Here is a 21777-nt window from a genome sequence, read left to right as displayed (position 1 = left end):
AGGTGAACCGGCAGGAACCAGCGGCTGCAGGGCTACCGGAAATAGCAGTCGTAACTGTCCTGGCTGACGATGACGCCGTTGCGCACCTCAAACACCGACGATGTCCTGGCCCGGATCGTCTCGCCACGGTCCCAGTAGGGCAGATCCATCAGCACGGTGGCCGACCAGTCGGCTTCCACCACCACCCGGCTTCCCTCACAGGTGGTCCGCCGGACCGTGAACTGCTGGTCCTTCACCACATCGCGGCTTTGGTCCGCACCGGCAAGCACTCCCGCCAGCGGGCGGGTGGACCCTTCCGGGGCCAAAAGGTGCGGAGCCTCCGTCAACAGGAATGATTCCGACAGGAACGGCCGGATGTCCTCCGCACCGCCGCCGGCTTCAAGGACCCGGATGAATTGCAGGACGTGCTCCAGCGGGGATGCCTGCGGGAAAGAATCATCAGCCATGCAGTAGACCCTAGCCCAAGGGTCCTGCGCCGCTCCGCCAGTAGGCTGTCCCCATGACCCAGACTGTTCCCCCAACAACCGCCGGCGCCGACGACATCCGTGAGATTGTTGAGCGGATCCTGTCCGCCGGGTCCCTCCCGCCCATCGTCCAGGCCGGCCACCCCGCCCTGCGCCAGCGTGCCGCCGCCTTCGACGGCCAGCTCTCCGCCGGCCAGTTGGCCCGCCTTATCGGGGTCATGCGCGAGGTCATGCACGAGGCCCCGGGGGTGGGCCTCGCTGCCCCTCAGCTGGGCATCCCCCTGCAGCTCGCCGTCCTGGAGGACCAGTTCGACGTCGATCCCGACGCCGCGGCGCTGCGGCACCGGAGCCCGCTGGAGTTCCTGGCCATCCTAAACCCCCGGTACACGGCGGCGGGGACGGGACTGGCGTCGTTCTATGAGGGGTGCCTTTCCCTCAACGGGCTCCAGGCGGTGGTGGCGCGGCCCGACACCGTGGTCCTGGAGTACCAGACGCCCGACGGCGCGGCGGAGCGGCGGACATTTTCCGGGTGGCAGGCGCGCATCGTCCAGCATGAGACGGACCACCTCAACGGCATCCTGTACATAGACCGTGCCCAACTCCGGTCCCTGAGCAGCAACGCCGAGTATGCGGCGCACTGGGCTGAACCCGGCATCAGCAAGGCGCGGGAAGGGCTGGGTTTCGACGACGGGCCGGCAGGCATATCGCTCGGCTGACCTTCGCCGTCACCCGGGGCAGTGACGAACGGCAGGGGCGCAGGGCGGCCCGTCCTAAGATGGTTCCCATGCCTGCCGCGGATCTCCACCTCCTGTGCCCCGTCTGCTCACATCCGCTGGAACACCTGGAGGCAACGGCCGCACGCCAGCCCCGCCTGGTGTGCCCGAACGGCCACAGCTTCGACGCCGCCCGGCAGGGCTACTTCAACCTCCTGGTGGGCAAGGGCACGCCCTTCGAACCGGACAGTGCCGCCATGGTGGCGTCGCGCTTTAACTTCCTGGGGAACGGCCACTACCTGCCGCTGGCGCGGGCGGTGGCCTCCGCCGTCGTGCCCAACCTGCCGCAGGAAGGTGCCGTGGTTCTGGACTCGGGGACAGGGACCGGGCACTATCTGCGGGAGATCCTCGACACGGCGGCGGCCGGCGGGCGGCACGCGTCCGCCGTCGGCCTGGACATTTCCAAATTTGCCCTTCGCCGCGCTGCCCGGCTCAATCCCGAGGCCGTGAACCTGGTCTGGGACATCTGGCAGCCGCTGCCGGTAGCAGCAAACTCGGTGGATGCGGTCACCGTGGTCTTCGCTCCGCGGAACCCGGCTGAGTTTGCCCGGGTCCTTCGTCCCACCGGCGTGCTGGTGGTGGTGACGCCACGGAGCGGGCACCTTGGGGACATCGCCGCCCTCACCGGGATGCTTGGCATTGAGGAGGGCAAGGATGAGCGCCTGGCCGGGGCGATGGCGGGGCATTTCGAGCCGGCCAGCAGCGTCGACGTCGACATCCCGCTGGCGCTGGGCCGGGCCGCCGCCGCGGACCTGGCGTTCATGGGCCCGGCCGGCCACCACCTGGACCTGGGGCAGATCGCTGCGCGGCTGGAACACTCCCCGGAGCCGGTGACAGCCGACGCAAAGTTCAGGCTCCTGGTGTTCAGGCCCAGGACCCACGGCGCCCCGTAACGACTTGGCCACTATCCCCCTGCGGCCGGTATGAACCGGCCCACACGGTAAGTCCGCGGACTACGATGAAAAGACAGTTACTGGCGGGTCCGCGCGTGCGGCTCCCCCGTGGCGAAGGGGGAAACAGGGATGTTCGAGTGGCTTGGCGAAAACTGGTGGGCATTGTGGCTCACGGCTTTCCTGGCGTTTGCGGTGATCGAGATGATCACCCTTGACCTGTTTTTCATCATGCTCGGCGGCGGATCCCTTGCCGCACTGGTTGCCGATTTCGCCGGTGCAGAGCCCTGGCTCCAGGTGGTGGTCTTCTGCGTGGTGTCCCTGCTCATGGTTGCCTTCGTCCGGCCGGTAGCCCTTTCGCATCTCAAGAAGGGGCCGGCCGAACAGCGGACCAACGTGGACCGGCTGATCGGTGAACCGGCCGTCGTGATGGAGGCCGTGACCGCCGACGGCGGACTGGTGAAAATCGGCGGCGATATTTGGAGTGCGCGCTCCGCGGCGGGAATCCTTCCCGCTGGCCAGAAAGTGGTGGTGGCGGCCATCGACGGCGCCACAGCAGTAGTTTCGGCACCGCCGCCGGCGGCTGCCGGTCCGGATACAGCCTGACAATTGGGGAACAAGGAGTTGTATGGAAAACGCAGGCGGAACCGCACTGGCCATTGTGCTGGTGGTTCTGATCGTCTTTGTCATCATAGTTTTGGTCCGGTCCGTCCGGATTATTCCGCAGGCCCGTGCCGGCGTCGTGGAACGGCTCGGGAAGTACCAGCGCACGCTTAACCCCGGGCTGACGATCCTCATCCCGTTCGTGGACCGGCTGCTGCCGCTGCTGGACCTGCGGGAACAGGTGGTGTCCTTTCCGCCGCAGCCGGTCATCACCGAAGACAACCTGGTGGTCTCCATCGATACGGTGGTCTACTTCCAGGTCACCGATCCCCGCGCAGCCACGTATGAAATCGCCAACTACATCCAGGCCGTGGAGCAGCTCACCACCACCACCCTCCGCAATGTGGTGGGTGGACTGAACCTGGAGGAGGCCCTGACCTCCCGCGACCAGATCAACGGACAGCTTCGGGGAGTCCTCGATGAGGCCACGGGCCGCTGGGGAATCCGCGTCTCGCGGGTGGAACTGAAGGCCATCGATCCGCCCCACTCCATCCAGGACTCCATGGAGAAGCAGATGCGGGCCGAACGCGACCGGCGCGCTGCCATCCTCACCGCGGAGGGGACCAAGCAGTCAGCCATCCTCACCGCGGAGGGCCAGCGGCAGGCGTCCATCCTCGCCGCGGAAGGCGAAGCCAAGGCCGCCATCCTCCGTGCGGACGGGGAGGCGCAGGCCATCCAGAAGGTCTTCGACGCCATCCACAAGGGAAACCCGGACCAGAAACTGCTGGCCTACCAGTACCTCCAGACGCTGCCCAAGTTGGCTGAGGGCTCGGCCAACAAGCTCTGGATCATCCCGAGTGAAGTTGGGGAAGCCCTGAAGGGAATCGGCAACGCCCTTGGCGGCACCAGCGCGGAGCCTGCCAGCGGACTTTTCGACGAGGCGCCCATCGAGCGCACGCAGCCCTAGGCTCTTGACTAAGACAGGGAGGGTTCAGTGGCTAGCCGCCGAACCCTCCCTGTTTTGGTGCAGACGTGTTAAAGCCCGTATAATTGGGTATTTGTCCGGCAGGAGAAGACCAGCTGGAACAACCAAGCTTCGCAATGCGTTGAATCTTATGATGCAGCACAGTGCACACACTAGTCCGGCGGCGCAACGTCGCCACCGGCTAACGCGGAGATTTCATCCGCGAACCGACCAGAGGGAGAAATCATGAGCGATCGCAGCCTGCGGGGCATGCGCCTTGGTGCGCAGAGCATGGAGACCGAGTCCGGAGTTGAGCCGGCTCCGCGCCAGCGGGTCGAATACCGTTGCGCAGATGGCGAGCAGGTTTTCGTCACGTTCTCCTCCGAGGCGGAAATTCCTCCGGTGTGGGTCTCCAAGACCGGCAAGGAAGCGCTCCTGGTTGACGGCGAAAAGCCGGACACCAGCAATGACAAGGCAGTCCGCACGCACTGGGACATGCTGCTGGAACGCCGCTCGCTTCCTGAACTTGAACAGATCCTCGAGGACCGCCTGACCATCCTGCGGGAGCGCCGCGGAGAGCGCCGCTCGGCATAAGGCCAGCCTCAAAAAAGGGGGGCGGCTCCGCACTTTGGTGCGGGGCCGCCCCCCTTTTTCCTGTGTCCGCAGAAGGCCGCGGAGGGGCGGCCCAGGGAAAAACTACGGCTGCTTGTTCTTCAGCCTGCCGGTCAAGGTGTTCCAGCGGGCGGCAAGTCCCCACCGGGTGACGTTGACCATCGCTTCGATGACGATGTTGCCGCTCATCTTGGAGGCGCCCAGTTCGCGCTCAACGAAGGTGATGGGGCGCTCCTCGATGCGCAGGCCCAGTTTGGCCACGCGCCACGCCAGGTCCACCTGGAAGCCGTAGCCCACGGAATCCACCTGGTCCAGGTTGAGCTTTTCCAGGGTGGTCCTGCGGAAGGCGCGGTAGCCGCCGGTGACGTCCTTGATCCGCAGGCCCAGCATCAGCCGGGCGTAGGTGCTGCCCACCCGGGAGATCGCCTGGCGGTACAGCGGCCAGTTGACCACACTGCCGCCGGGAACCCAGCGCGAGCCCATGGCCAGGTCCGCGCCCTGGTCCACGGCTTCCAACAGCTGGGGAAGCTGTTCGGGCTGGTGTGAGCCGTCGGCGTCCATTTCCACCAGGACGTCGTATCCGGCGTCCAGGCCCCACCGAAAACCGGCGATGTAGGCGGCGCCCAGGCCTTCCTTGCCCTTGCGGTGCAGGACGTGGACGTGGGAGTCCTCGGCGGCGAAGCCGTCGGCAAGCTGGCCGGTGCCGTCAGGGCTGTTGTCATCAACCACCAGCACGTCCGACGCCGGAACGGCCTTCCGAAGGCGCTGGAGCGTCTTGGGCAGCGATTCCAGTTCGTTGTAGGTGGGAATGATCGTAAGGACGCGCACGAAGGGCCTTTCCTGGTGGAAGTGGTCGGAGCACCTGATGCCGGGCTGGCCGGCGGCGGGCGCAACTCCCCATTATAGGGCGGAGGGTTATGGGTCAGGAACGCAGGGCCGGGCTGGCGTAGAGTTCGGCACCGTCTTTCACGGTCTGCAGGCATACCGGGTCGGAGCCTGTGTCCAGTGCGGGCAGCAGTGGGGTCCTGGCCCGCGGATCGGTGCTCCATGACTGCACCCTGCCGTCAGCCACCTGGACCATCAGCTCCTCCACCTCCCAGACGGCGAAACTGGCCGGTGCGCCGGGAACCAGTTGCCCGGCCATGGGGTTGGCGTGCCGTGCGGCCCTCCAGCCCGCACGGGTGTGCCCCAGGAACGCTGCGCGCGCGGAAATGCGCTGGTCCACGTTGTGGTGTTCCACACAGGCACGCACGCTGGACCAGGGCCGGAGGGGCGTGACCGGGCTGTCGCTGCCGAAACAGACAGGAACCCCGGCTGAATAGAAGGCAGCGAAAGGGTTCATCGACCGGCTCCGCTCCCCCAGCCTCTGCTCATAGAGGCCCCCGGCTCCGCCCCACGCTGCGTCGAAGGACGGTTGGGCGCTGACGGTCACCGAGTAGTGCGCCAGCCTTGCCACGGCCGCGGCATCAGCCATCTCCACGTGCTCGAAGCGGTGGCCCGCCGCCCGCACCCGCTGCTCCCCGACTTCCTTGGCCGCCACGTCCAGCGCCTCCAGCGCGGTGTCCAGCCCGGCGTCGCCAATCACATGGAAACCGCTCTGGATCCCGGCAAGGGAGCAGGCGGCAAGGTGGGCAGCCGCCTGGTCGACGCTGAGGTACAGGCTGCCGCGTTCCTGCCCGGCATCGCTGTAGCCGGCGCGCAGGGCGGCGGTCCCGGAACCCAGCGACCCGTCGATGTTCAAATCCCCCGCCAGTCCGCGGACGCCGGCACCAAGCTGCTCCACAAGGGTCCGGGCCTGCGCCTCGGACGAAACCAGCTCCCCCCAGTACGGCAGCACCTCAGGAAAGCGCGCCGCGTCCTTGTCGGCGTCGTTCCATCCTGCGGCCAGCCTCAGGTCCTCAGGCCCGCCGATGTGCGGTGCGCCCATTTCGGCCAGCGCAACGTACCCGTTCGCCGCAGCCTCCGCCAGGGCACGGGCCTGGTGCCCCTTCAGCACGCCCTGGGGCAGCTGCCGGGTTGCCAGCCGCGCTGCGTCGTGGGCTGCCCGCGTGACCCGGGCGCCGCCGTCGTACCCGTCCTTGCCGCGAAGGTCCGCGGACTGTACAAGGGACGTCGAAACCAGGGCCGAGTGCACATCAACCCGGGAAAGGTAGACCGGGCGGCCCCCTGACGCCCGCTCCAGTTCCTCGGCACTGGGCAGGGCGGAGTCCGCCCACCTGGTTTCGTCCCAGCCGTGGCCGAGCACCGGCCCTTCCCCTCCAGTCGCGGCGACGGCGTCCAGCAGCGCGCGTGCCGACGTGGCCGTGCCCAGTTGCAGCGATTCCAGGGCGATCCCGGTTTCCGTCAGATGGATGTGCGAATCGACGAAGCCGGGTGCAACCAGGGCGCCACGGAGGTCGATGATCTCCATGGAACTGTCTGCGATGGAGGATGCGGCCTGCTCAGATCCAACCCAGGCAACGGTGCCGCCGTCCACCAGCATGGCCGTTGCGAATGGATCCGCCGCGGTGTAAACGGACCCATTGCGGTACAGGACCGGGGCGGGCCGGGAGGCGGCATCAGAGTGGGAAGTGGCATCGGGGCGCGGCATGGGGGCAGACTCCTGGGGTGTGGGGGTGCCGGCGTGGGCCGGCCGGGTGTCATCGGGGCTAAAGGACGGAAGAATATGCCACGACGCCGCGGCGGATGAGGTTGATCGCTTCGGCGCAGAGCCGTGCCAACCGCGGGTCCAGTCCGGGGATCTTGGCAAGCTGGTCCAGAAGGTCCACCACCTGCTTCACCCAGCGGACAAAGTCGCCCGCGGCAAGATCGGTGCCGCTGAGGACATCCTGCAGATGGCGGCCACGGGCCCATTTATACAGCGGCCAGACAAGTCCCAGTTCAGGCTCACCGGTCAGGGGGAGCTTGTGTTCCTCTTCCACATCCTCAAGGACGGACCATTCCTTCACCACTGTGTCGACGGCGGTCTCCAGGGAGACGCTGGGCATGCGCGGCCTCAGGCCCCGGTCCTCGCGTTTGGCCTGGTAGACCAGTACGCTGGCCAGCGCGGCAACTTCGGCGGCGTCGAGGTCGTTGAATGCGCCCAGCCGCAGGGACTGCGAGATCAACAGGTCCTTCTCGCCGTATATCCTGCGCAGCCGCTGGCCGTCCGCGCTGATATTCAGCCGGCCGTCTCCCGCGTCTTCCAGGTAACCGTAGACGGACAGGACGTCGCAGACCCGGTCGAAGGTTTTGGCAATGGTGTTGGTGCGGCCCTGGATCTGGCGGACCAGGCCGTCCGTTTCGCGCCTTAGCTTCCACCAGCGCTCCGACCACCGGGCATGGTCTTCGCGTTCGCTGCACCCATGGCACGGGTGTGCCTTCAGGGCCCGGCGAAGATCCGCAATGCGCCTTTCCTGGTTGGGCAAGGCAGCGGCCCGGCCGAAGTCATGGTTGCGGTTCTGGCCCGGGGCGGGCGGACGGTTCTCACGCAGCGCGTTCCGGACAGAGGACGCCAGGTCCCTGCGGGACTTGGGCACCTTCGCGTTGAAGGACTTGGGGATGCGGACCCGGGTAACCGGCGCGATGGGACCCTCGAGGTCGTCAGCGCCAATCCTGCGCAGCTGGTTGTCAAGCGTCAGCACGGCCGGCCGCGGCTCGCGGCTGGCGTGGTCCGAACTAAGGACGACGGCGGGCCCGGGGGCACGGCCACCGGGAACGTTGACCACGTCCCCAGGCAGGAGCCGCGCCAGTGAATCGTCGCAAAGGGACTTCCGGACGCGGGACTTGGTGCGGGACGTGGCGTTCTCGGCGTCGGAAAGTTCCCTGCGCAGCCGCGCATACTCGGTGAAGTCACCCAGGTGGCAGGTCATGGATTTTGCGTAGCCGGCCAGGGATTCCTCGCGGCTGCGCACTTGGCGGGCCAGGCCCACCACGGAGCGGTCCGCCTGGAACTGGGCGAAGGAGGACTCGAGGATCTCGCGGGCCCTGGCCCGGCCAAACTGCGCCAGCAGGTTGATGCTCATGTTGTAGGTGGGCCGGAAACTGGAATTCAGCGGGTAGGTGCGCCGCGATGCCAGTCCCGCGACCGCCGTCGGGTCTGTACCGGGCTGCCACAGCACCACGGCGTGGCCCTCAACATCGATGCCGCGCCGGCCCGCACGGCCGGTGAGCTGGGTGTACTCCCCTGCAGTGATGTCCACATGCGCTTCGCCGTTGAACTTGTCCAGCTTTTCCAGCACCACGGACCGGGCAGGCATGTTGACGCCCAGCGCAAGGGTTTCCGTGGCGAAGACAGCTTTGACCAGGCCATCGGCAAAGAGTTTCTCGACCACCTCCTTGAAGGTCGGCAGCATTCCGGCATGGTGGGCCGCGAACCCCCGGAGCAATCCGTCGCGCCAGGTCCAAAAGCCCAGGACGTCAAGGTCGTCGGCCGGGATGTCCTGCCCCGCCTCGTCAACACGCTGGGCGATGATCCGCTGCTCTGTTTCGGTGGTGAGCCAGAGGCCGGACGAGACACACTGGGCCACGGCAGCCTCACAGCCTGCGCGGGAAAAGATGAAGGTGATGGCAGGCAGCAGGTCCATCCGGTCCAGGCTGGCGATGACCTGGGGGCGGCTGGCGGGGCGCACTCCCGTGTTCTCGCCGCCACGGGCGGCGCGGTCGTTTCCGCGCCGGCCGCGCTGGCCCCTTCCGCCGGGGCCGGGCCTGCTGCGGAAGCTCTGCCGCATCTCGCTCTGGGCCACTGCCAGCAGGTCCGGGTTGACGTCGAAACCACGTCCCTTGCCGGCGTCGGGGGATGTGCCGGACGCGGCCGGCTGCAGGTCGTCTTCCTCCACGGGCGGAGCGATCTCGTCGAAGGTGGTTTCTCCGGCAAACAGGTCCATGATCCGGCGGCCCACCATGACGTGCTGCCACAGCGGCACCGGGCGGTGCTCGGAGACGATGATGTCTGTGTCGCCGCGGACGGTGTCCAGCCAGGCCCCGAATTCCTCGGCATTTGAAACGGTTGCACTCAGTGAGGCGACCTGGACCTCGCTGGGCAGGTGGATGATGACTTCCTCCCAGACAGCCCCGCGGAACCGGTCGGCGAGGTAGTGCACCTCATCCATGACCACGTAGCCGAGGTCGCCCAGAGTGGCCGAATCAGCGTAGAGCATGTTCCGCAGGACCTCGGTGGTCATGACCACCACCTGGGCATCCCCGTTGATGCTGGTGTCGCCGGTCAGGAGGCCCACATTGTCCGCACCATATTTAGCGGTGAGTTCACTGAACTTCTGGTTGCTGAGCGCCTTGATGGGTGTGGTGTAAAAGGCTTTCAGTCCCCGCTGCAGCGCGAGGTAGATGGCGAACTCCCCCACGATGGTCTTCCCGGCACCGGTAGGGGCAGCCACCAGGACTCCCTTGCCTTGCTGCAGGGAAAGACAGGCCTGCCGTTGAAAGTCGTCAAGCTCGAAGTCCAGGGTCCGGATAAACGCCCCGAGGTAGGTGGCGGCCTCGGCCCGGCGTTCGGCGCTGGCACGGTACCTCTCGGCCGGCGACATTTCTTCAGGATCGATGGGCCCGGCGGAGAAGGGTCCGGTGGTGGAGGACATACCCCAAGCCTAACGGCAGGCTAGAGCTTCTTCAGTTCACTGCTGGGGGTTGCGACGTCCGCTGTGGCCTCGGTTTCCTCGACCTGCCGGGCCTGGCGGCGGTCGCGGCGCTTGTCGTTCATGATGCAGATGCCGATTGCCGCGAAGAACAGCGCCAGCAGCGGTCCGGCAAGCATGAACATCGAAATCGCATCCGCGCCCGGCGCGGCAATGGCGGCCAGGACGAAGACCAGGAAGACTGTAATGCGCCAGGCCTTGAGGATGGTGTGGCCGGATACGAGCCCGGCCATGTTGACGCCCACCAGCACTACGGGCACCAGGAAGGCCAGGCCCAGCATGAGCACCATCCGGGTGACGAACTCGATGTAGGTCCGCGCATCGATGACGCTGGAGGAGCCTGCCGGGGTGAACTGGGTCAGCGCGTGGACCACCTGCGGCACCACGAGCCACCCCACCCAGATTCCGGCCAGGAAGAGCGGGATGGCAGCAGCCATGTAGCCCAGCGTGTAGCGCCGTTCCTTCGATGTCAGCCCGGGCGTGATGAAGGCCCAGAGCTGGTAGATCCAGATGGGGCTGGAGATGACGGCGCCAATGAGGAGCGACATCTGGAGCTTGAAGTCGAACGGTGATGCGATGGTCCCGAAGTTGATGGCGGCAAGGCCGCCGGTCTCATCGGAAATGCGGTTAACCGGTTCGGCCAAAGCCTTCAGCAGCGGATCGTAAAGTATCCAGCCCCCAATGCCGCCAATGACGACGCCGATGGCCGACTTGATCAGCCGGTTCTTCAGCTCCTTGAGGTGCTCCCAAAGTGACATCCGCCCCTCGGGATTGGCTTTACGGGCCCGCGACAGTGCCACGGGAGGTCAGGCGCGGGTCGACGGCGGAACGTCAGTGCCGTCTGTCGGCTCACCGGGCTTCGCCTTGGGGTGGTTCACGATGGTGCCTTCCACCGGACCGTTTGCGTCGGTGGTGTCGGCCTTGCCGTCGTTCTTCATTTCCTTCACCTCGGACTTGATGATCCGCATGGACTGTCCCAGGCTGCGGGCCATGGCCGGAAGCTTGGGGGCGGCGAAGAGAAGCAAAGCTACAACGATGATGATTACGATCGGCCAGGGGCCGTCAAAGAGTCTTCCCACGGGAAATCCTTTCCTCTAAGTACATCCTACTTCTATGTGAAGTCGAGATCTCCGAGCGCCTGCGGCTGGCCCCGGTCCTTTTTACGCTGCACTCGCCGACGGCGGCGTTCCTCGCGCCGGGCCCATTTGGATGCCTCGTAATCATGTCGCATGACGGCGGGCGAGGCAAAAACGGCAGAACCCGGCAGGGGCCCGGACGGATCCGCGGGTTCACCCGCCACCTCGACCGGGCTCAGGTGTCCCAGCTTTTCGCCCGCTGCAGCGAGGTCCTTCACCGTGGCCATGAACTGTCGGAAGAGACGGATGCCCAGCAGGACATAGAACAGCAGGGCAACGGCGACAAGCGCCACCCATATGAGAATCCAGGACCACCAAGGCATGGTGAGAAGTCTATCGGTCGTAGCCGGCCAGCGAGGCCGCAAGCCAGTCCCGCGCGGCGGAAGCCAGCTCCGTAGGGGCCAGAATCCGGGCTGATCCGCCATGCTGGGCCACGAACATCGGCAGCCACGCCGTGTTGCCGAACCGGATCTCTGCCACCAGGCCGCCGTCGGGCAACTCCGCGGTACGCTCCGCGTAGTAGTCCTCCGCCAGCCCCCTCCCCTGCCGGGTGAGCTGGACGGTGACGGTGGTGTCGTCGTCGTTCGCGGTGAAAAGCTTGGCCGGGACCCCGCCCTCCGGTATCCCGTGCGGGGCGGCGGGTGCTCCGTTGGGGTGAACGTCCTGTACCCGGTCCAGGCGGAAGTTCCGCAGCCCGTCCACCAGGTGGCACCAGGCTTCGAAGTACCAGGTGTTGTCCAGGGAATACAGCCGCAGCGGGTCAACGTCGCGCTCGGTGACGGCGTCACGCTGGGGTGAAAGGTAGGTCAGGTGGAGCTGGGAGCGGGTCTCGATGGCCTGGCGGACCGTGGCATGGGTTGCGGCGTCGGCAGGTGCAACCTCCGGCCCGGCAATGGAGGCAGCTTGCAGCCCTTCCTCGCCTGCGGCCGCCAGGAGCTTCAAGGTAACCGACTCCAGCGCGCCGCCGCCGGGAAGGTCCGGCAGGCCGTTGAGCGTTTCAAGACCTGTCAGCAAAGCGCATGCCTCCGCCACGGTAAACCGGACAGGTTTCTTCAGGTCAAGGTCCTGGGTAATGAAGACGTGGTCGTCTTCCCATTGGATATCGAGCAGGTCGTCCGGATAACCCTCCGGCAGCCCGGAGCAGATGAGGATCCGAAGGTCTGCCTCGAGCTCTTCACGGGTGACGCCGAAGTGCTTTGCGACGTCCTGGATGTGCAGCCCCTGGTTGTGGACCAGGAAGGGGACCAACTGCAGCATGCGCTTGAGCTGGTCCTCAGACGTTCCCTTCCGGGCGGTCCGGGCACGGGCATCGGCGAACGTGTAGTCGGGGACAGGTGCGTCGCTGAACGCGGCGGCCGCCTGGAGCCTGCGCCTCACGGCGGCAGCAAGTTCAGCCGGTTCCACTGCCAGGGCATCGGGTCCGTAGGAGGCCAGCTCTTCGGCAAGCACCTCCGGGTCCCGGTACTCGATGAAGAGCCTGTCGTAGCCCGCACCTGGCCGGCCTGTGGCCTGGTCCTGGGTGGCTTGAACAGCACGACGGCGGAGGGCCAGCAGGTGCCCCTCCTTGACGTCCACGACGGCGGTGCGCAGCGGCAGTTCCGGCAACAGGTCCAGCTCTGCGCGGATACTGAAGTCCACCGGCGGCGTGTACTGCTCCTTCGCCAATGTGGTCACGGCACTGGTGAAGCGCGACAGGCGGAAATGCCGGGGTGCCTCGCGTGCCCGGTCGTAGCCCATGAGGTACCACTGGCCGAAGCGGCTGCCCAGGCCCCAGGGCTCGACGGTGCGTTCCTCCTCTTTGCCGGTGGTGCCGGCGAGATACGTGAAAGTGACCGGATGCCGGGCGTGCATGGCGGCCACGATGTCATCAAAGGCCTGGCCGGCGGGTTTGATCCGGGGCTGGACCCCGGCCGGCAGTTCCACGTCCGCCATCCTGCCGGCGGCCTGGAGTTTGCGGAGCGCGCTTTGGGCGGCGGTGCCCAGTGCCGCGCGCTCCCATAATTGGGAGGCCAGCAGCAGGACGGTCCACTCGTCGGGCCCCAGCTGGACGTCCGGGAGCCGGTTGGACTCCTTGCCGATCCGGTACCTGGTGGTGGCGGGGTCGTCCTCGCTCCAGCCCATGTCCGTCAGTGTCTCCACGTCGAAGCCCATTGCCCGCAGGTCATTCTTGTCCCGCTCGAACATCCGTCCGAACGCAACGTCATTGCCGGAGGTGTCGTGGTAGACCTTTTCGCGCAGTTCGCTGCGGTGCAGCCCGTAGCGGGTGTTGAGCAGCGCAATCAGCAGGTTGAGGAGTCGTTCGGTGCGGGATAGGGACACGCTCGTTACGTTACTAAACTCCCCCGATGAAAGCAGAAAGCGCGGCAGTACCGGAGGAACTTCCTCCAGTACTGCCGCGCTCCCGGCTGTGTTGGCGCCTGGGTCAGCGCACTGCCACGAGGTCCACGACGAAGATCAGTGCCTCGTTGGGAGCAATCGCGCCACCGGCACCGCGCGAGCCATAGGCCAGCTCGGAGGGGATCTCCAGGCGGCGGCGGCCACCGACCTTCATGCCCAGCAGGCCCTGGTCCCAGCCCTGGATGACCTGGCCGACGCCGACGCGGAAGTCCAGGGGTGCACCGCGGCCCCAGGAGGCGTCGAATTCCTCGCCTGTGGACCAGGCAACGCCGACGTAGTGGGTGGAGACGGTGTCCCCTGCCTTGGCTTCCCGGCCGTCACCCTCGATCAGGTCTGTGATGACGAGTTCCGTGGGGACGTCGCCCTCCGGAAAATCGATTTCGGGCTTCTGGCGGTCAAATTCCCGCTGTCCAAAAGACATGCTTGCTCCTATGCGTAAATGCTGATGGGGTGCCGCGAGGGACGCGGCGTCCATGTAAGTCTTGCTACTTGACCCCGAGGATGTCCACTACGAAGACCAGGTCGCCCTTTGCCTGCCCCTGGCCGGCGTCGCCGTAGGCCAGGTCCTTGGGGATGACCAGCAGGACGCGGGACCCAACGGTCTTGCCGGCGAGGCCCTGGGTCCAGCCCTTGATGACCCCGGTCAGCGGGAAGGTGGCCGGCTGGCCGCGGTCGAAGCTGGAATCGAACTTGGTGCCGTCTGCCAGGTTGACGCCGACGTAATTCACGGTCAGCGTGTCGGACTCCTTGACGGTGGCGCCGGAGCCCTTGATCAGGTCCTGGGACACGAGGGATGTGGGGGCAGCCGCACCGGCAACGTTGATTTCGGGGACGCCGTCTTTTTCAGTAACGGTAGGCAGCCCGGCCGGCGGCGTCACGGTTTCGCCCTGGGGCTTGTCCAGGACCGGGGCGGGATCGGATGCGGAGAGCACCTTGATGATCAGCAGCTGGGTGGGCCCGGCTTCCGGACTCGGGCTGGGGCTGGCGCCGTCGGAAGGGCTGGGGCTGGCCGATGCCGCGCTCTGCTGGCCGGGAACGGCCAGTGCAAGGCTGGATCCAACCTTGGCGCCCACGAAAGCGTTGTAGATGACTGCGCTGCTGGTCTTGAGCTCGTCATTCAGCTCCAGGCTTTCCGGCTCGTTGGGGAACGTATCCTCGAGCTGGGAGCCGTCCGTGCCGTTCAGGGCGAGGATGGAAATCTTGGCAACCTGGTTGGCCTTTACGGCGTCGCCCTTGCCCTCGGAAACCACTTTGATGGTTGGCTGGGTCACGGCCAGTGGCTTGTCAAAGTCCACGCCAGGGGCCTTCTTGTCCCCGTTGTCGGTCAGCTTGAGGGAGTCGAACTTTGCAGTCTCCCCGGCGGACTGGCTGCTGGGCTCTGGCTGGGAGGCGGTGCCTCCGCAGGCGGTCAGGAGCAGCAGGCCGGGAAGGAGGATTGCTAGTAGTCGGCGCACGTAGGAAAACTTTCGTCGGGGCAGGGTGGATACGACACTCCGCATGGCGGCGGAGCATGCCGTGAAGAGGTCCCGTTAAAAGGACCTTATCCAGAATAGACCCTGAAGCTGGACGTCAGCCCATAGAGTCCAGAAGCGCATCGACGCGCTCATCGACGCTGCGGAACGGATCCTTGCACAAGATCGTCTGGTGGGCGCGGTCGTTCAGTTTCAGGTGCACCCAGTCCACCGTGTAGTCGCGTCCCAACTCCTGCGCGCGGCGGACAAAGTCGCCGCGCAGCTTGGCCCTGGTGGTTTGCGGCGGCGCGTCCACCGCCCCCTTGATGACAGTGTCGTCCACGATGCGGCGGACCGCTCCACGGGATTGCAGCAGGTAGTAGAGTCCCCGGCTGCGGGAGATGTCGTGGTACGTCAGATCAAGCTGGGCAATGCGGGGCGCGTCCAGGCCAAGGCCGTGGCGTTCGCGGTAGTTATCCATCAGCTTCTTCTTGATGGCCCAGTCGATTTCGGTGTCAATGCCCTTGGTGTCACCGGATTCAATGGCATGCAGCGTCCGCTCCCACAGATCCAGGATCAGCGGTACATGCGGGTTGTGGGCGCCGTGTTCATTGACGAAGGCCGTCACCTTGGTGAGGTATTCCTGCTGGATTTCAAGGGCGGTGAGCTGGCGTCCATTGGCCAGGCGGACCAATGCCCGGCCACTGAGGTCGTGGGAGATCTCGCGGATGCTGCGGATGGGGTTTTCCATCCGCATGTCGCGCATGATCACGCCCGCTTCGATCATCCGAAGGACCAGGTCAACGGTTCCGACTTTCATCAGGGCGGTCGCCTCTGACATGTTCGAGTCGCCCACAATGACGTGCAGCCGCCGATAAAACTCCGCGTCCGCGTGCGGCTCGTCACGGGTGTTGATGATGGGCCGCGACCGTGTGGTGGCTGAGGACACTCCCTCCCAGATGTGGTCGGCCCGCTGGGAGAACGCATAGGTGGCGCCATGCGGCGTCTTCAGGATCTTTCCGGCGCCGGCGATGAGCTGGCGGGTGACCAGGAACGGGATCAGGATTTCGGCCAGGCGGGAGAATTCCCCACGGCGGGGAATGAGGTAGTTCTCGTGGCTGCCGTACGAGTTGCCCGCGGAGTCGGTGTTGTTCTTGAAAAGGTATACGGTGCCGTTGAAGCCCTCGGCCGCCAGCCGGGCCTGGGCCTCATCAACCAGGTCATCCAGGATGAGCTCACCCGCACGGTCATGGGCGATCAGCTGGGCGAGGTCGTCGCATTCGGCGGTGGCGTATTCCGGGTGGGATCCTACGTCGAGGTACAGCCGCGAACCGTTGGTGAGGAACACGTTGGACGAGCGCCCCCAGCTGACCACCTTTCGGAAGAGGTACCGGGCCACCTCTTCCGGGGCCAGCGGCCTCGAGTCGGGGCTCGAGTAAGAGATCCCGAACTCGGTTTCGATGCCGAAGATTCTCTTGTCCATGTCGTCCTCCTAGGCCAGCAGTGCTGTGATGTCCGCGTCGTTCAGCCTGCGGAAAGCACGCCGGGAGCCGCGGGAGCTTTCGGAAAGCCTGTCCAGAACTGCCACCTCGAGGGCGCCGGGCGGCAGAGGTGCTGCCGGCTGGTCACCCTCCTGGGCAGGCGTGAGACCCTTCAAAGCCAGCCGGACAGCGTCGGCGAAGCCCAGGGACGCCTGCCATCCTGCCTCGATGGTTGACGACACCTTGTCTGCCTGGCCGCCCATGACCACAAAGCTGTGCTCATCGGCGATGGAACCGTCGAAGGTCAGCCGGTACAGGTGGTCTTCGGCCTGCGTGGAGCCCACTTCGGCTACTGCCAGTTCCACTTCAAACGGCTTTTGCTCTGCGGTGAAGACGGCACCCAGGCTTTGGGCGTATACGCTCGCCAGGCCGCGGGCGGTGACGTCCTCGCGGTCATACGAGTACCCGCGGACGTCGGCATAGCGGACGCCGGCCTGGCGCAGGCTTTCGAATTCGTTGTACTTGCCCACGGCGGCGAACGCGATCTTGTCGTAGATTTCGCCGATCTTGTGCAGGGACGGCGATGGGTTCTCGGCGACGAGTGCGATGCCGTCGGCGCAGCTGATGACAACCACCGACCGGCCGCGGGCGATGCCCTTCCGCGCGAAATCCGCGCGGTCCTTCATCAGCTGTTCGGGCGAGACATAAAACTGCTGGGTCATCTCAGGCCTCCCGTCCGGCGATGGTGCGCGCTTCGATCACGCTGCGCGAAGCAGCCGCGAGTTCGGCCTCGGGCACCCGGCGGGCTCCCGTCCTGTCCACTGTATAAACCACGGGCCACAACTGCCGGACGGTATCCGGGCCGCCCGTGGCGGAATCGTCGTCGGCGGCGTCGTACAGGGACTCCACGGCGACGGACAGCGCCTCAGCCGGGGTGAGGTTGGGCCGCCAGAGTTTCTTCAGGGCTCCGCGGGCGAAGACGGAACCGGAACCCACGGTATGGTGTTCGTGTTCCTCGTACCTGCCCCCGGTGACGTCATAGGAAAACAGCCGTCCGACACCGGCGCTGGTGTCGAACCCTGCAAACAGGGGCACCACGGCAAGGCCCTGCAGGGCCATGGGAAGGTTGCCCCGGATCATGGCCCCCAACCGGTTCGCCTTGCCTTCGAGGCTGAGCTGGGTTCCTTCAATCTTTTCGTAGTGCTCAAGTTCAACCTGGAAGAGCCGCGTCAGGTCGATCGCTATTCCGGCTGTGCCGGCTATGCCAAGGACAGAGAAGTGGTCTGCCGGGAAGACCTTCTCGATGTGCCTGCTGGCAATGATGTTTCCCATGGTGGCGCGCCGGTCGCCCGCCATCAGGACACCGCCGCCGTAACTCATGGCCACGATCGTGGTGGCGTGCGGAACCTGCAACGGCGCAGCCCCGGACACGCCGCCCTGGAGGGACCGGCTAAAGGGCAGTAGCTCGGGCCGGTCCCGTTGCAGGTGCTCCGTAAAGGACGAGGTGGCGTTGGCGGCTACCTGGTTGGCGGTTGATTCCTGCACTCATCACTCCTTGAACGTGGTACTTCAACGTCGGTACAGATTCCGGCCGTCCGCGGCTTCCGCCACCTTCCGGGTCCGGGTTACTGGCCGCCCTTTTGCACGAATGCCCGGACGAACTCTTCGGCGTTGGATTCCAGGACGCCGTCGATTTCGTCGAGCAGGTCGTCCACGCCTTCGGTCGACGCCGAAGCCTGCGCCTCGGGCGGTGCCGGGGGTGCCTCGGGGATGTCGTCTTCGACCTGGCTGTCGCGTGACTGCGGCTGCTGCTGCTCCTGGCCTGCCATTGGATTCCCTCCTTTTTCCTCCGGTGGATCCGGCGGATCCTCCGATATGCCCATCCTGCCACGGGACGGGCGTTCCGGCGCGGTTTACGCCGCAGGCGGAGTACTGTTGTGTCCCAGCAGTTCGCCGAGGAACGGTCCCGCTTCCCGGTAGCGCTCAAACAACGCTCCGGTCAGGGCTTTGGTTCCCCTCAGTGGTTCCCTGGTAGGCACCCGCTGAAGCCGTCCGTAACCGGGCACGTCGAAGATGACCGAGTCCCAGCTTGCCCCCACCACATCCTTGCCGAAGCTGCTGATGCACTTTCCGCGGAAGAAGGCCCGGGTGTCGGCGGGGGGCTCGGCCACGGCAGCGGAGATGGCAGCATCGTCCACCACGCGCTGCATCCGGTTCCTGGACAACAGGCGGTAGTAGAGGCCTTTCTCCGGCCTGATATCGGACCACTGGAGATCCACCAGGCCAAGCCGGGCATCGCTCCACTCCAGTCCATCACGCTGGCGATACCCATCAAGCAGGGTAAGTTTCGCCAGCCACTCCACGGAACTGGCAGCCGCGGCCCTGTCACTGTCCAGTTGGGTGAGAACGGCAGCCCACCGTTCCAGGACCTCGTGTGTGTGCCCGTCACCGTCCACGGCGTCACCGACGCCGGTGTCCTGGGCGAGTTTGGCTGCGGCTTCGTGGTACATCCACTGAAGGTCCAGCGCCGTGACCCGCCGTCCGTCCAACAGGCGCAGCTTTGCTGTCAGCGAGGTATCGTGACTCACCGTTTTGAGCGCTGCCACCGGCTCGTAGACTTCGATTTTGGGGGCGAGCCCTGCCTCAATGAGGCTCAGGACCATGGCCGTGGTGCCGAACTTCAGGTAGTTGGACACCTGGCTGAGATTGGCGTCACCGATGATGACGTGCAGGCGCCGGTACTTGTCGGCGGTGGAATGGGGCTCGTCGCGGGTGTTGATGATGGGCCGGCGGATGGTGGTTTCCAGGCCGACCTCGGCTTCGAAGAAGTCGGCCCGCTGGCTGACCTGGAAGCCCGGGGTTGAACTGTCCTGTCCTATCCCGAGCCGCCCGGCCCCGCAGACCACCTGCCGGCTGATGAAGAATGGCGTGAGCCCGCGGACAATGTCGCCAAAAGGGACCGAACGGGGCATGAGGTAGTTCTCGTGCGAACCGTAGGACACGGACTTGTTGTCCGTGTTGTTCTTGTAAAGGTTGACCGGCGGGAGCGCCGGGTCCGCCGCCAGCCGGCGCACGGCCGCCAGCCCCACAAGGTCGCCGGCAGCGTCCCAGGCCACAGCGTCCCGTGGGTTGGTGACCTCGGGGCTTGAATACTCCGGATGGGCGTGGTCAACGTACAGCCGGGCCCCATTGCCCAGGACCATGTTCATGAGCAGCGTCCCCGACTCGTCCTGGCCGTCCAGTTCGAGTTCCTCGCGCCCGTAGGCCAGGGCCACCGCCTCCGCGTCAAGCACTGGTGGCTGGTCGGTCAGCTGGGTGGGGTGTGCAGCTCCCCGGTCCACGGTCCAACCCCGGGCATCGTGCAGCGGCTCTTCGTCGGTATAGTCCCAGCGGGTCTCGGCCCCGCCGGCCGCCCGCTGCCTGGTGACCTGGGCATAGGCCTGCACCACCCGCGCGCTCATCATGGTGGCGTTGGCCGAGGGTGCGGAGGGGGCGTGGATGCCGTATTCGGTTTCCGCCCCCATGACCCGCATGGCCCCGCCGACGGGGAGCGCTTCCCCGGCAGCGGGTCCCTTTGCACCCGTCATAGATACTGTCCCGTGGTCGGCATCGTCTCGATGGACTTGCCCGGTTCCTGGCCGGCCTTGCCCTGGACGATGGTGCGGATGTAGGTGATCCGTTCGCCCTTTTTGCCGGAGATGCGTGCCCAGTCGTCGGGGTTGGTGGTGTTGGGCATGTCCTCGTGTTCGCGGAACTCGTCCACCACAGCGCGCAGCAGGTGCTCGATCCGGAGGCCCTTCTGGTGCGTGGTCAGCAGGTCCTTGATGGCGTACTTCTTGGCCCGGTCCACCACGTTCTGCACCACGGCGCCCGAGTTGAAATCCTTGAAGTAGAGCATCTCGGTGTCACCGTTGGCATAGGTGACCTCCAGGAACTCGTTGGACTTATCGGTGGAGTACATGGCTTCGACCGTGCGCTGGACCATGGCGTCAACCGTGGCCTGGACGTCGCCGTTGTGCTCTGCGAGGTCCGATTCGTGGAACGGCAGGTCCGGCGTGATGTATTTGTTGAAGATGTCCGCGGCGGCTTCGGCATCGGGACGCTGGATCTTGACTTTGACGTCCAGCCGGCCGGGCCGGAGGATGGCGGGGTCGATCATGTCCTCACGGTTGGATGCGCCGATGACGATGACGTTGTCGAGGCGTTCCACGCCGTCGATCTCACTGAGGAGCTGGGGCACGATGGTGGTTTCGACGTCGGACGAGATTCCGGTGCCGCGGGTGCGGAACAAGGAATCCATTTCGTCGAAGAAGACCACTACGGGGCTGCCGTCCGATGCCTTTTCCCGGGCGCGGGAGAAGATCAGCCGGATGTGCCGCTCCGTTTCGCCCACGTACTTGTCGAGGAGTTCAGGGCCCTTGATGTTCAGGAAGTAGCTCTTCAGGTCCACGTTCCCGGACCGCTCGGCGGCGCGGGCAGCGAGGGAGTTGGCGACAGCCTTGGCGATGAGGGTCTTGCCGCAGCCCGGAGGCCCGTACAGCAGGATGCCCTTGGGCGCCTTCAGGCCGTGCTCCCGGTAGAGGTCGGGGTGCAGGAACGGCAGTTCCACCGCGTCCCTGATCTGCTCGATCTGGGGGCCAAGGCCGCCGATGTCCTCGTAGGTGATGTCCGGAACTTCTTCCAGGACCAGGTTCTCCACCTCGGAGCGCGGCACCTTCTCGAGTGCGTAGCCGGTCCGCGAATCCACGGAGAGGGCGTCGCCCACCCTGAGCTTCTCGGCCTGCAGCGCGCCGGAGAGCCGGACCACGCGTTCTTCATCGGCCCGGCCCACCACCAGGGCCCGGTCCCGTCCCAGCATCTCCTTCAGGGTGGCCAGCTCGCCGGCGCGCTCATAGCCGAGCCCTGCAACGATCAGGAGGGCTTCGTTGAGCAGCACCTCCTGGCCTACCGCCAGCTGGTTGATGTTTACCAGGGGGCTGATGCCCACCCGCATCTTCCGGCCGGCGTTGAAGATGTCCACCGATTCCTCCGTGGCAGCCTGTCCGCTGTTGCCGGGGGAAGGCTGCCGCTTTGGGTTGATCTGGAGGATGGTGCCGAAGCTGTACGGCGGCTGTCCTTCCTGGTCAAGGGCGTTTTTCAGCCGGAGAATCTCCGCCTTGGCCGTCTCAAGCATGCTGACCAGCTTGGTGTTGTTCTGCGTTGCCGCTGCCAACTGGCGGTCGATGTGCCTGAGCTTGTCCCGAAGTATGTTGACCTGGCGGTCAGCAACCGAGAGGTCGTTGGCGGCAGACTGCTCTGCCGGTGTACGTCCGGAGTCCTGGTTTGGTGTCTCCATGATGTATCAGCCCCTTCCTGCGCTTCTCTTAAGACATTAGT

Annotated in this window: 21 protein-coding genes; 5 read left to right on the top strand and 16 right to left on the bottom strand. The window is 65.8% G+C overall.

The features are described 5' to 3' along the window. Nucleotides 1–32: 32 nt before the first annotated feature. Nucleotides 33–446 carry a nuclear transport factor 2 family protein gene (locus tag FB478_RS02485; RefSeq protein ID WP_144599743.1) on the bottom strand — a complete coding sequence of 138 codons (414 nt, stop codon included), beginning with the start codon at nt 444–446 and terminating at the stop codon, nt 33–35. Nucleotides 447–499: 53 nt separating this feature from the next. Here FB478_RS02485 and FB478_RS02480 point away from each other — a divergent pair, with 53 nt between their 5' ends. The 5 genes from FB478_RS02480 to FB478_RS02460 all read left to right on the top strand — a co-directional run bounded on the left by FB478_RS02480 (nt 500) and on the right by FB478_RS02460 (nt 4288). Continuing rightward, a complete protein-coding gene (locus tag FB478_RS02480) occupies nt 500–1180 on the top strand; it encodes a peptide deformylase (RefSeq protein ID WP_144599742.1) in 681 nt (226 codons plus the stop codon). A 68-nt stretch (nt 1181–1248) separates the two neighbouring features. Then, nucleotides 1249–2130 carry a putative RNA methyltransferase gene (locus FB478_RS02475; protein WP_134164727.1) on the top strand — a complete coding sequence of 294 codons (882 nt, stop codon included), beginning with the start codon at nt 1249–1251 and terminating at the stop codon, nt 2128–2130. A gap of 129 nt (nt 2131–2259) precedes the next feature. Then, nucleotides 2260–2733: an NfeD family protein gene (locus FB478_RS02470; protein ID WP_018771105.1), complete on the top strand. Its 474-nt coding sequence runs from the start codon at nt 2260–2262 to the stop codon at nt 2731–2733. 22 nt (nt 2734–2755) lie between these two features. Further along, nucleotides 2756–3697, top strand: coding sequence for an SPFH domain-containing protein (locus tag FB478_RS02465; protein WP_134164728.1), 942 nt, complete (start codon nt 2756–2758; stop codon nt 3695–3697). A 243-nt stretch (nt 3698–3940) separates the two neighbouring features. Beyond that, nucleotides 3941–4288, top strand: coding sequence for an RNA polymerase-binding protein RbpA (locus tag FB478_RS02460; RefSeq protein ID WP_026266052.1), 348 nt, complete (start codon nt 3941–3943; stop codon nt 4286–4288). A gap of 102 nt (nt 4289–4390) precedes the next feature. On the opposite strand, the gene FB478_RS02455 is transcribed toward FB478_RS02460, so the two are convergent. The 15 genes from FB478_RS02455 to arc all read right to left on the bottom strand — a co-directional run bounded on the left by FB478_RS02455 (nt 4391) and on the right by arc (nt 21736). Continuing rightward, nucleotides 4391–5134, bottom strand: coding sequence for a polyprenol monophosphomannose synthase (locus FB478_RS02455; RefSeq protein ID WP_144599741.1), 744 nt, complete (start codon nt 5132–5134; stop codon nt 4391–4393). Between the two features lie 94 nt (nt 5135–5228). After that, nucleotides 5229–6896, bottom strand: coding sequence for an amidohydrolase (locus FB478_RS02450; RefSeq protein WP_144599740.1), 1668 nt, complete (start codon nt 6894–6896; stop codon nt 5229–5231). A 58-nt stretch (nt 6897–6954) separates the two neighbouring features. Next, nucleotides 6955–9879 carry an RNA helicase gene (locus tag FB478_RS02445; protein ID WP_144599739.1) on the bottom strand — a complete coding sequence of 975 codons (2925 nt, stop codon included), beginning with the start codon at nt 9877–9879 and terminating at the stop codon, nt 6955–6957. A gap of 20 nt (nt 9880–9899) precedes the next feature. After that, nucleotides 9900–10694, bottom strand: a complete 795-nt coding sequence (tatC, locus tag FB478_RS02440; protein WP_018771111.1) for a twin-arginine translocase subunit TatC — start codon at nt 10692–10694, stop codon at nt 9900–9902. Between the two features lie 48 nt (nt 10695–10742). Then, nucleotides 10743–11015, bottom strand: coding sequence for a Sec-independent protein translocase subunit TatA (gene tatA, locus FB478_RS02435; protein ID WP_018771112.1), 273 nt, complete (start codon nt 11013–11015; stop codon nt 10743–10745). 32 nt (nt 11016–11047) lie between these two features. Next, the gene (locus tag FB478_RS02430) at nt 11048–11395 is read right to left on the bottom strand and encodes a hypothetical protein (RefSeq protein WP_026266053.1); all 348 of its coding nucleotides are present in this window, start codon (nt 11393–11395) and stop codon (nt 11048–11050) included. A gap of 10 nt (nt 11396–11405) precedes the next feature. Continuing rightward, nucleotides 11406–13391, bottom strand: coding sequence for a YafY family protein (locus tag FB478_RS02425; RefSeq protein ID WP_144599738.1), 1986 nt, complete (start codon nt 13389–13391; stop codon nt 11406–11408). A gap of 103 nt (nt 13392–13494) precedes the next feature. Further along, nucleotides 13495–13890 carry an FKBP-type peptidyl-prolyl cis-trans isomerase gene (locus FB478_RS02420; RefSeq protein ID WP_018771115.1) on the bottom strand — a complete coding sequence of 132 codons (396 nt, stop codon included), beginning with the start codon at nt 13888–13890 and terminating at the stop codon, nt 13495–13497. Nucleotides 13891–13954: 64 nt separating this feature from the next. Next, complete coding sequence (locus tag FB478_RS02415) at nt 13955–14923, bottom strand: FKBP-type peptidyl-prolyl cis-trans isomerase (protein ID WP_144600032.1); 969 nt, start codon at nt 14921–14923, stop codon at nt 13955–13957. 115 nt (nt 14924–15038) lie between these two features. Further along, the gene (gene pafA / locus FB478_RS02410) at nt 15039–16403 is read right to left on the bottom strand and encodes a Pup--protein ligase (RefSeq protein ID WP_056390354.1); all 1365 of its coding nucleotides are present in this window, start codon (nt 16401–16403) and stop codon (nt 15039–15041) included. 9 nt (nt 16404–16412) lie between these two features. Further along, nucleotides 16413–17123, bottom strand: coding sequence for a proteasome subunit alpha (gene prcA / locus FB478_RS02405; RefSeq protein ID WP_018771118.1), 711 nt, complete (start codon nt 17121–17123; stop codon nt 16413–16415). 1 nt (nt 17124) lies between these two features. Then, nucleotides 17125–17946: a proteasome subunit beta gene (prcB, locus tag FB478_RS02400; RefSeq protein ID WP_018771119.1), complete on the bottom strand. Its 822-nt coding sequence runs from the start codon at nt 17944–17946 to the stop codon at nt 17125–17127. 80 nt (nt 17947–18026) lie between these two features. After that, on the bottom strand, nt 18027–18230 hold the full coding sequence (locus FB478_RS02395) for a ubiquitin-like protein Pup (RefSeq protein WP_018761343.1): 204 nt from the start codon (nt 18228–18230) through the stop codon (nt 18027–18029). A gap of 84 nt (nt 18231–18314) precedes the next feature. After that, on the bottom strand, nt 18315–19988 hold the full coding sequence (gene dop, locus FB478_RS02390; protein ID WP_018771120.1) for a depupylase/deamidase Dop: 1674 nt from the start codon (nt 19986–19988) through the stop codon (nt 18315–18317). Then, the gene (gene arc, locus FB478_RS02385) at nt 19985–21736 is read right to left on the bottom strand and encodes a proteasome ATPase (RefSeq protein WP_018771121.1); all 1752 of its coding nucleotides are present in this window, start codon (nt 21734–21736) and stop codon (nt 19985–19987) included. The genes dop and arc overlap by 4 nt, the downstream gene beginning before the upstream one ends. Between the last annotated feature and the right edge of the window lie 41 nt (nt 21737–21777).

It is taken from the genome of Arthrobacter sp. AG367, from assembly GCF_007828995.1.
GTDB lineage: Bacteria > Actinomycetota > Actinomycetes > Actinomycetales > Micrococcaceae > Arthrobacter.
Note: the sequence above shows the minus strand (reverse complement) of the source record. Positions and strands in the feature narration are given on the sequence as shown.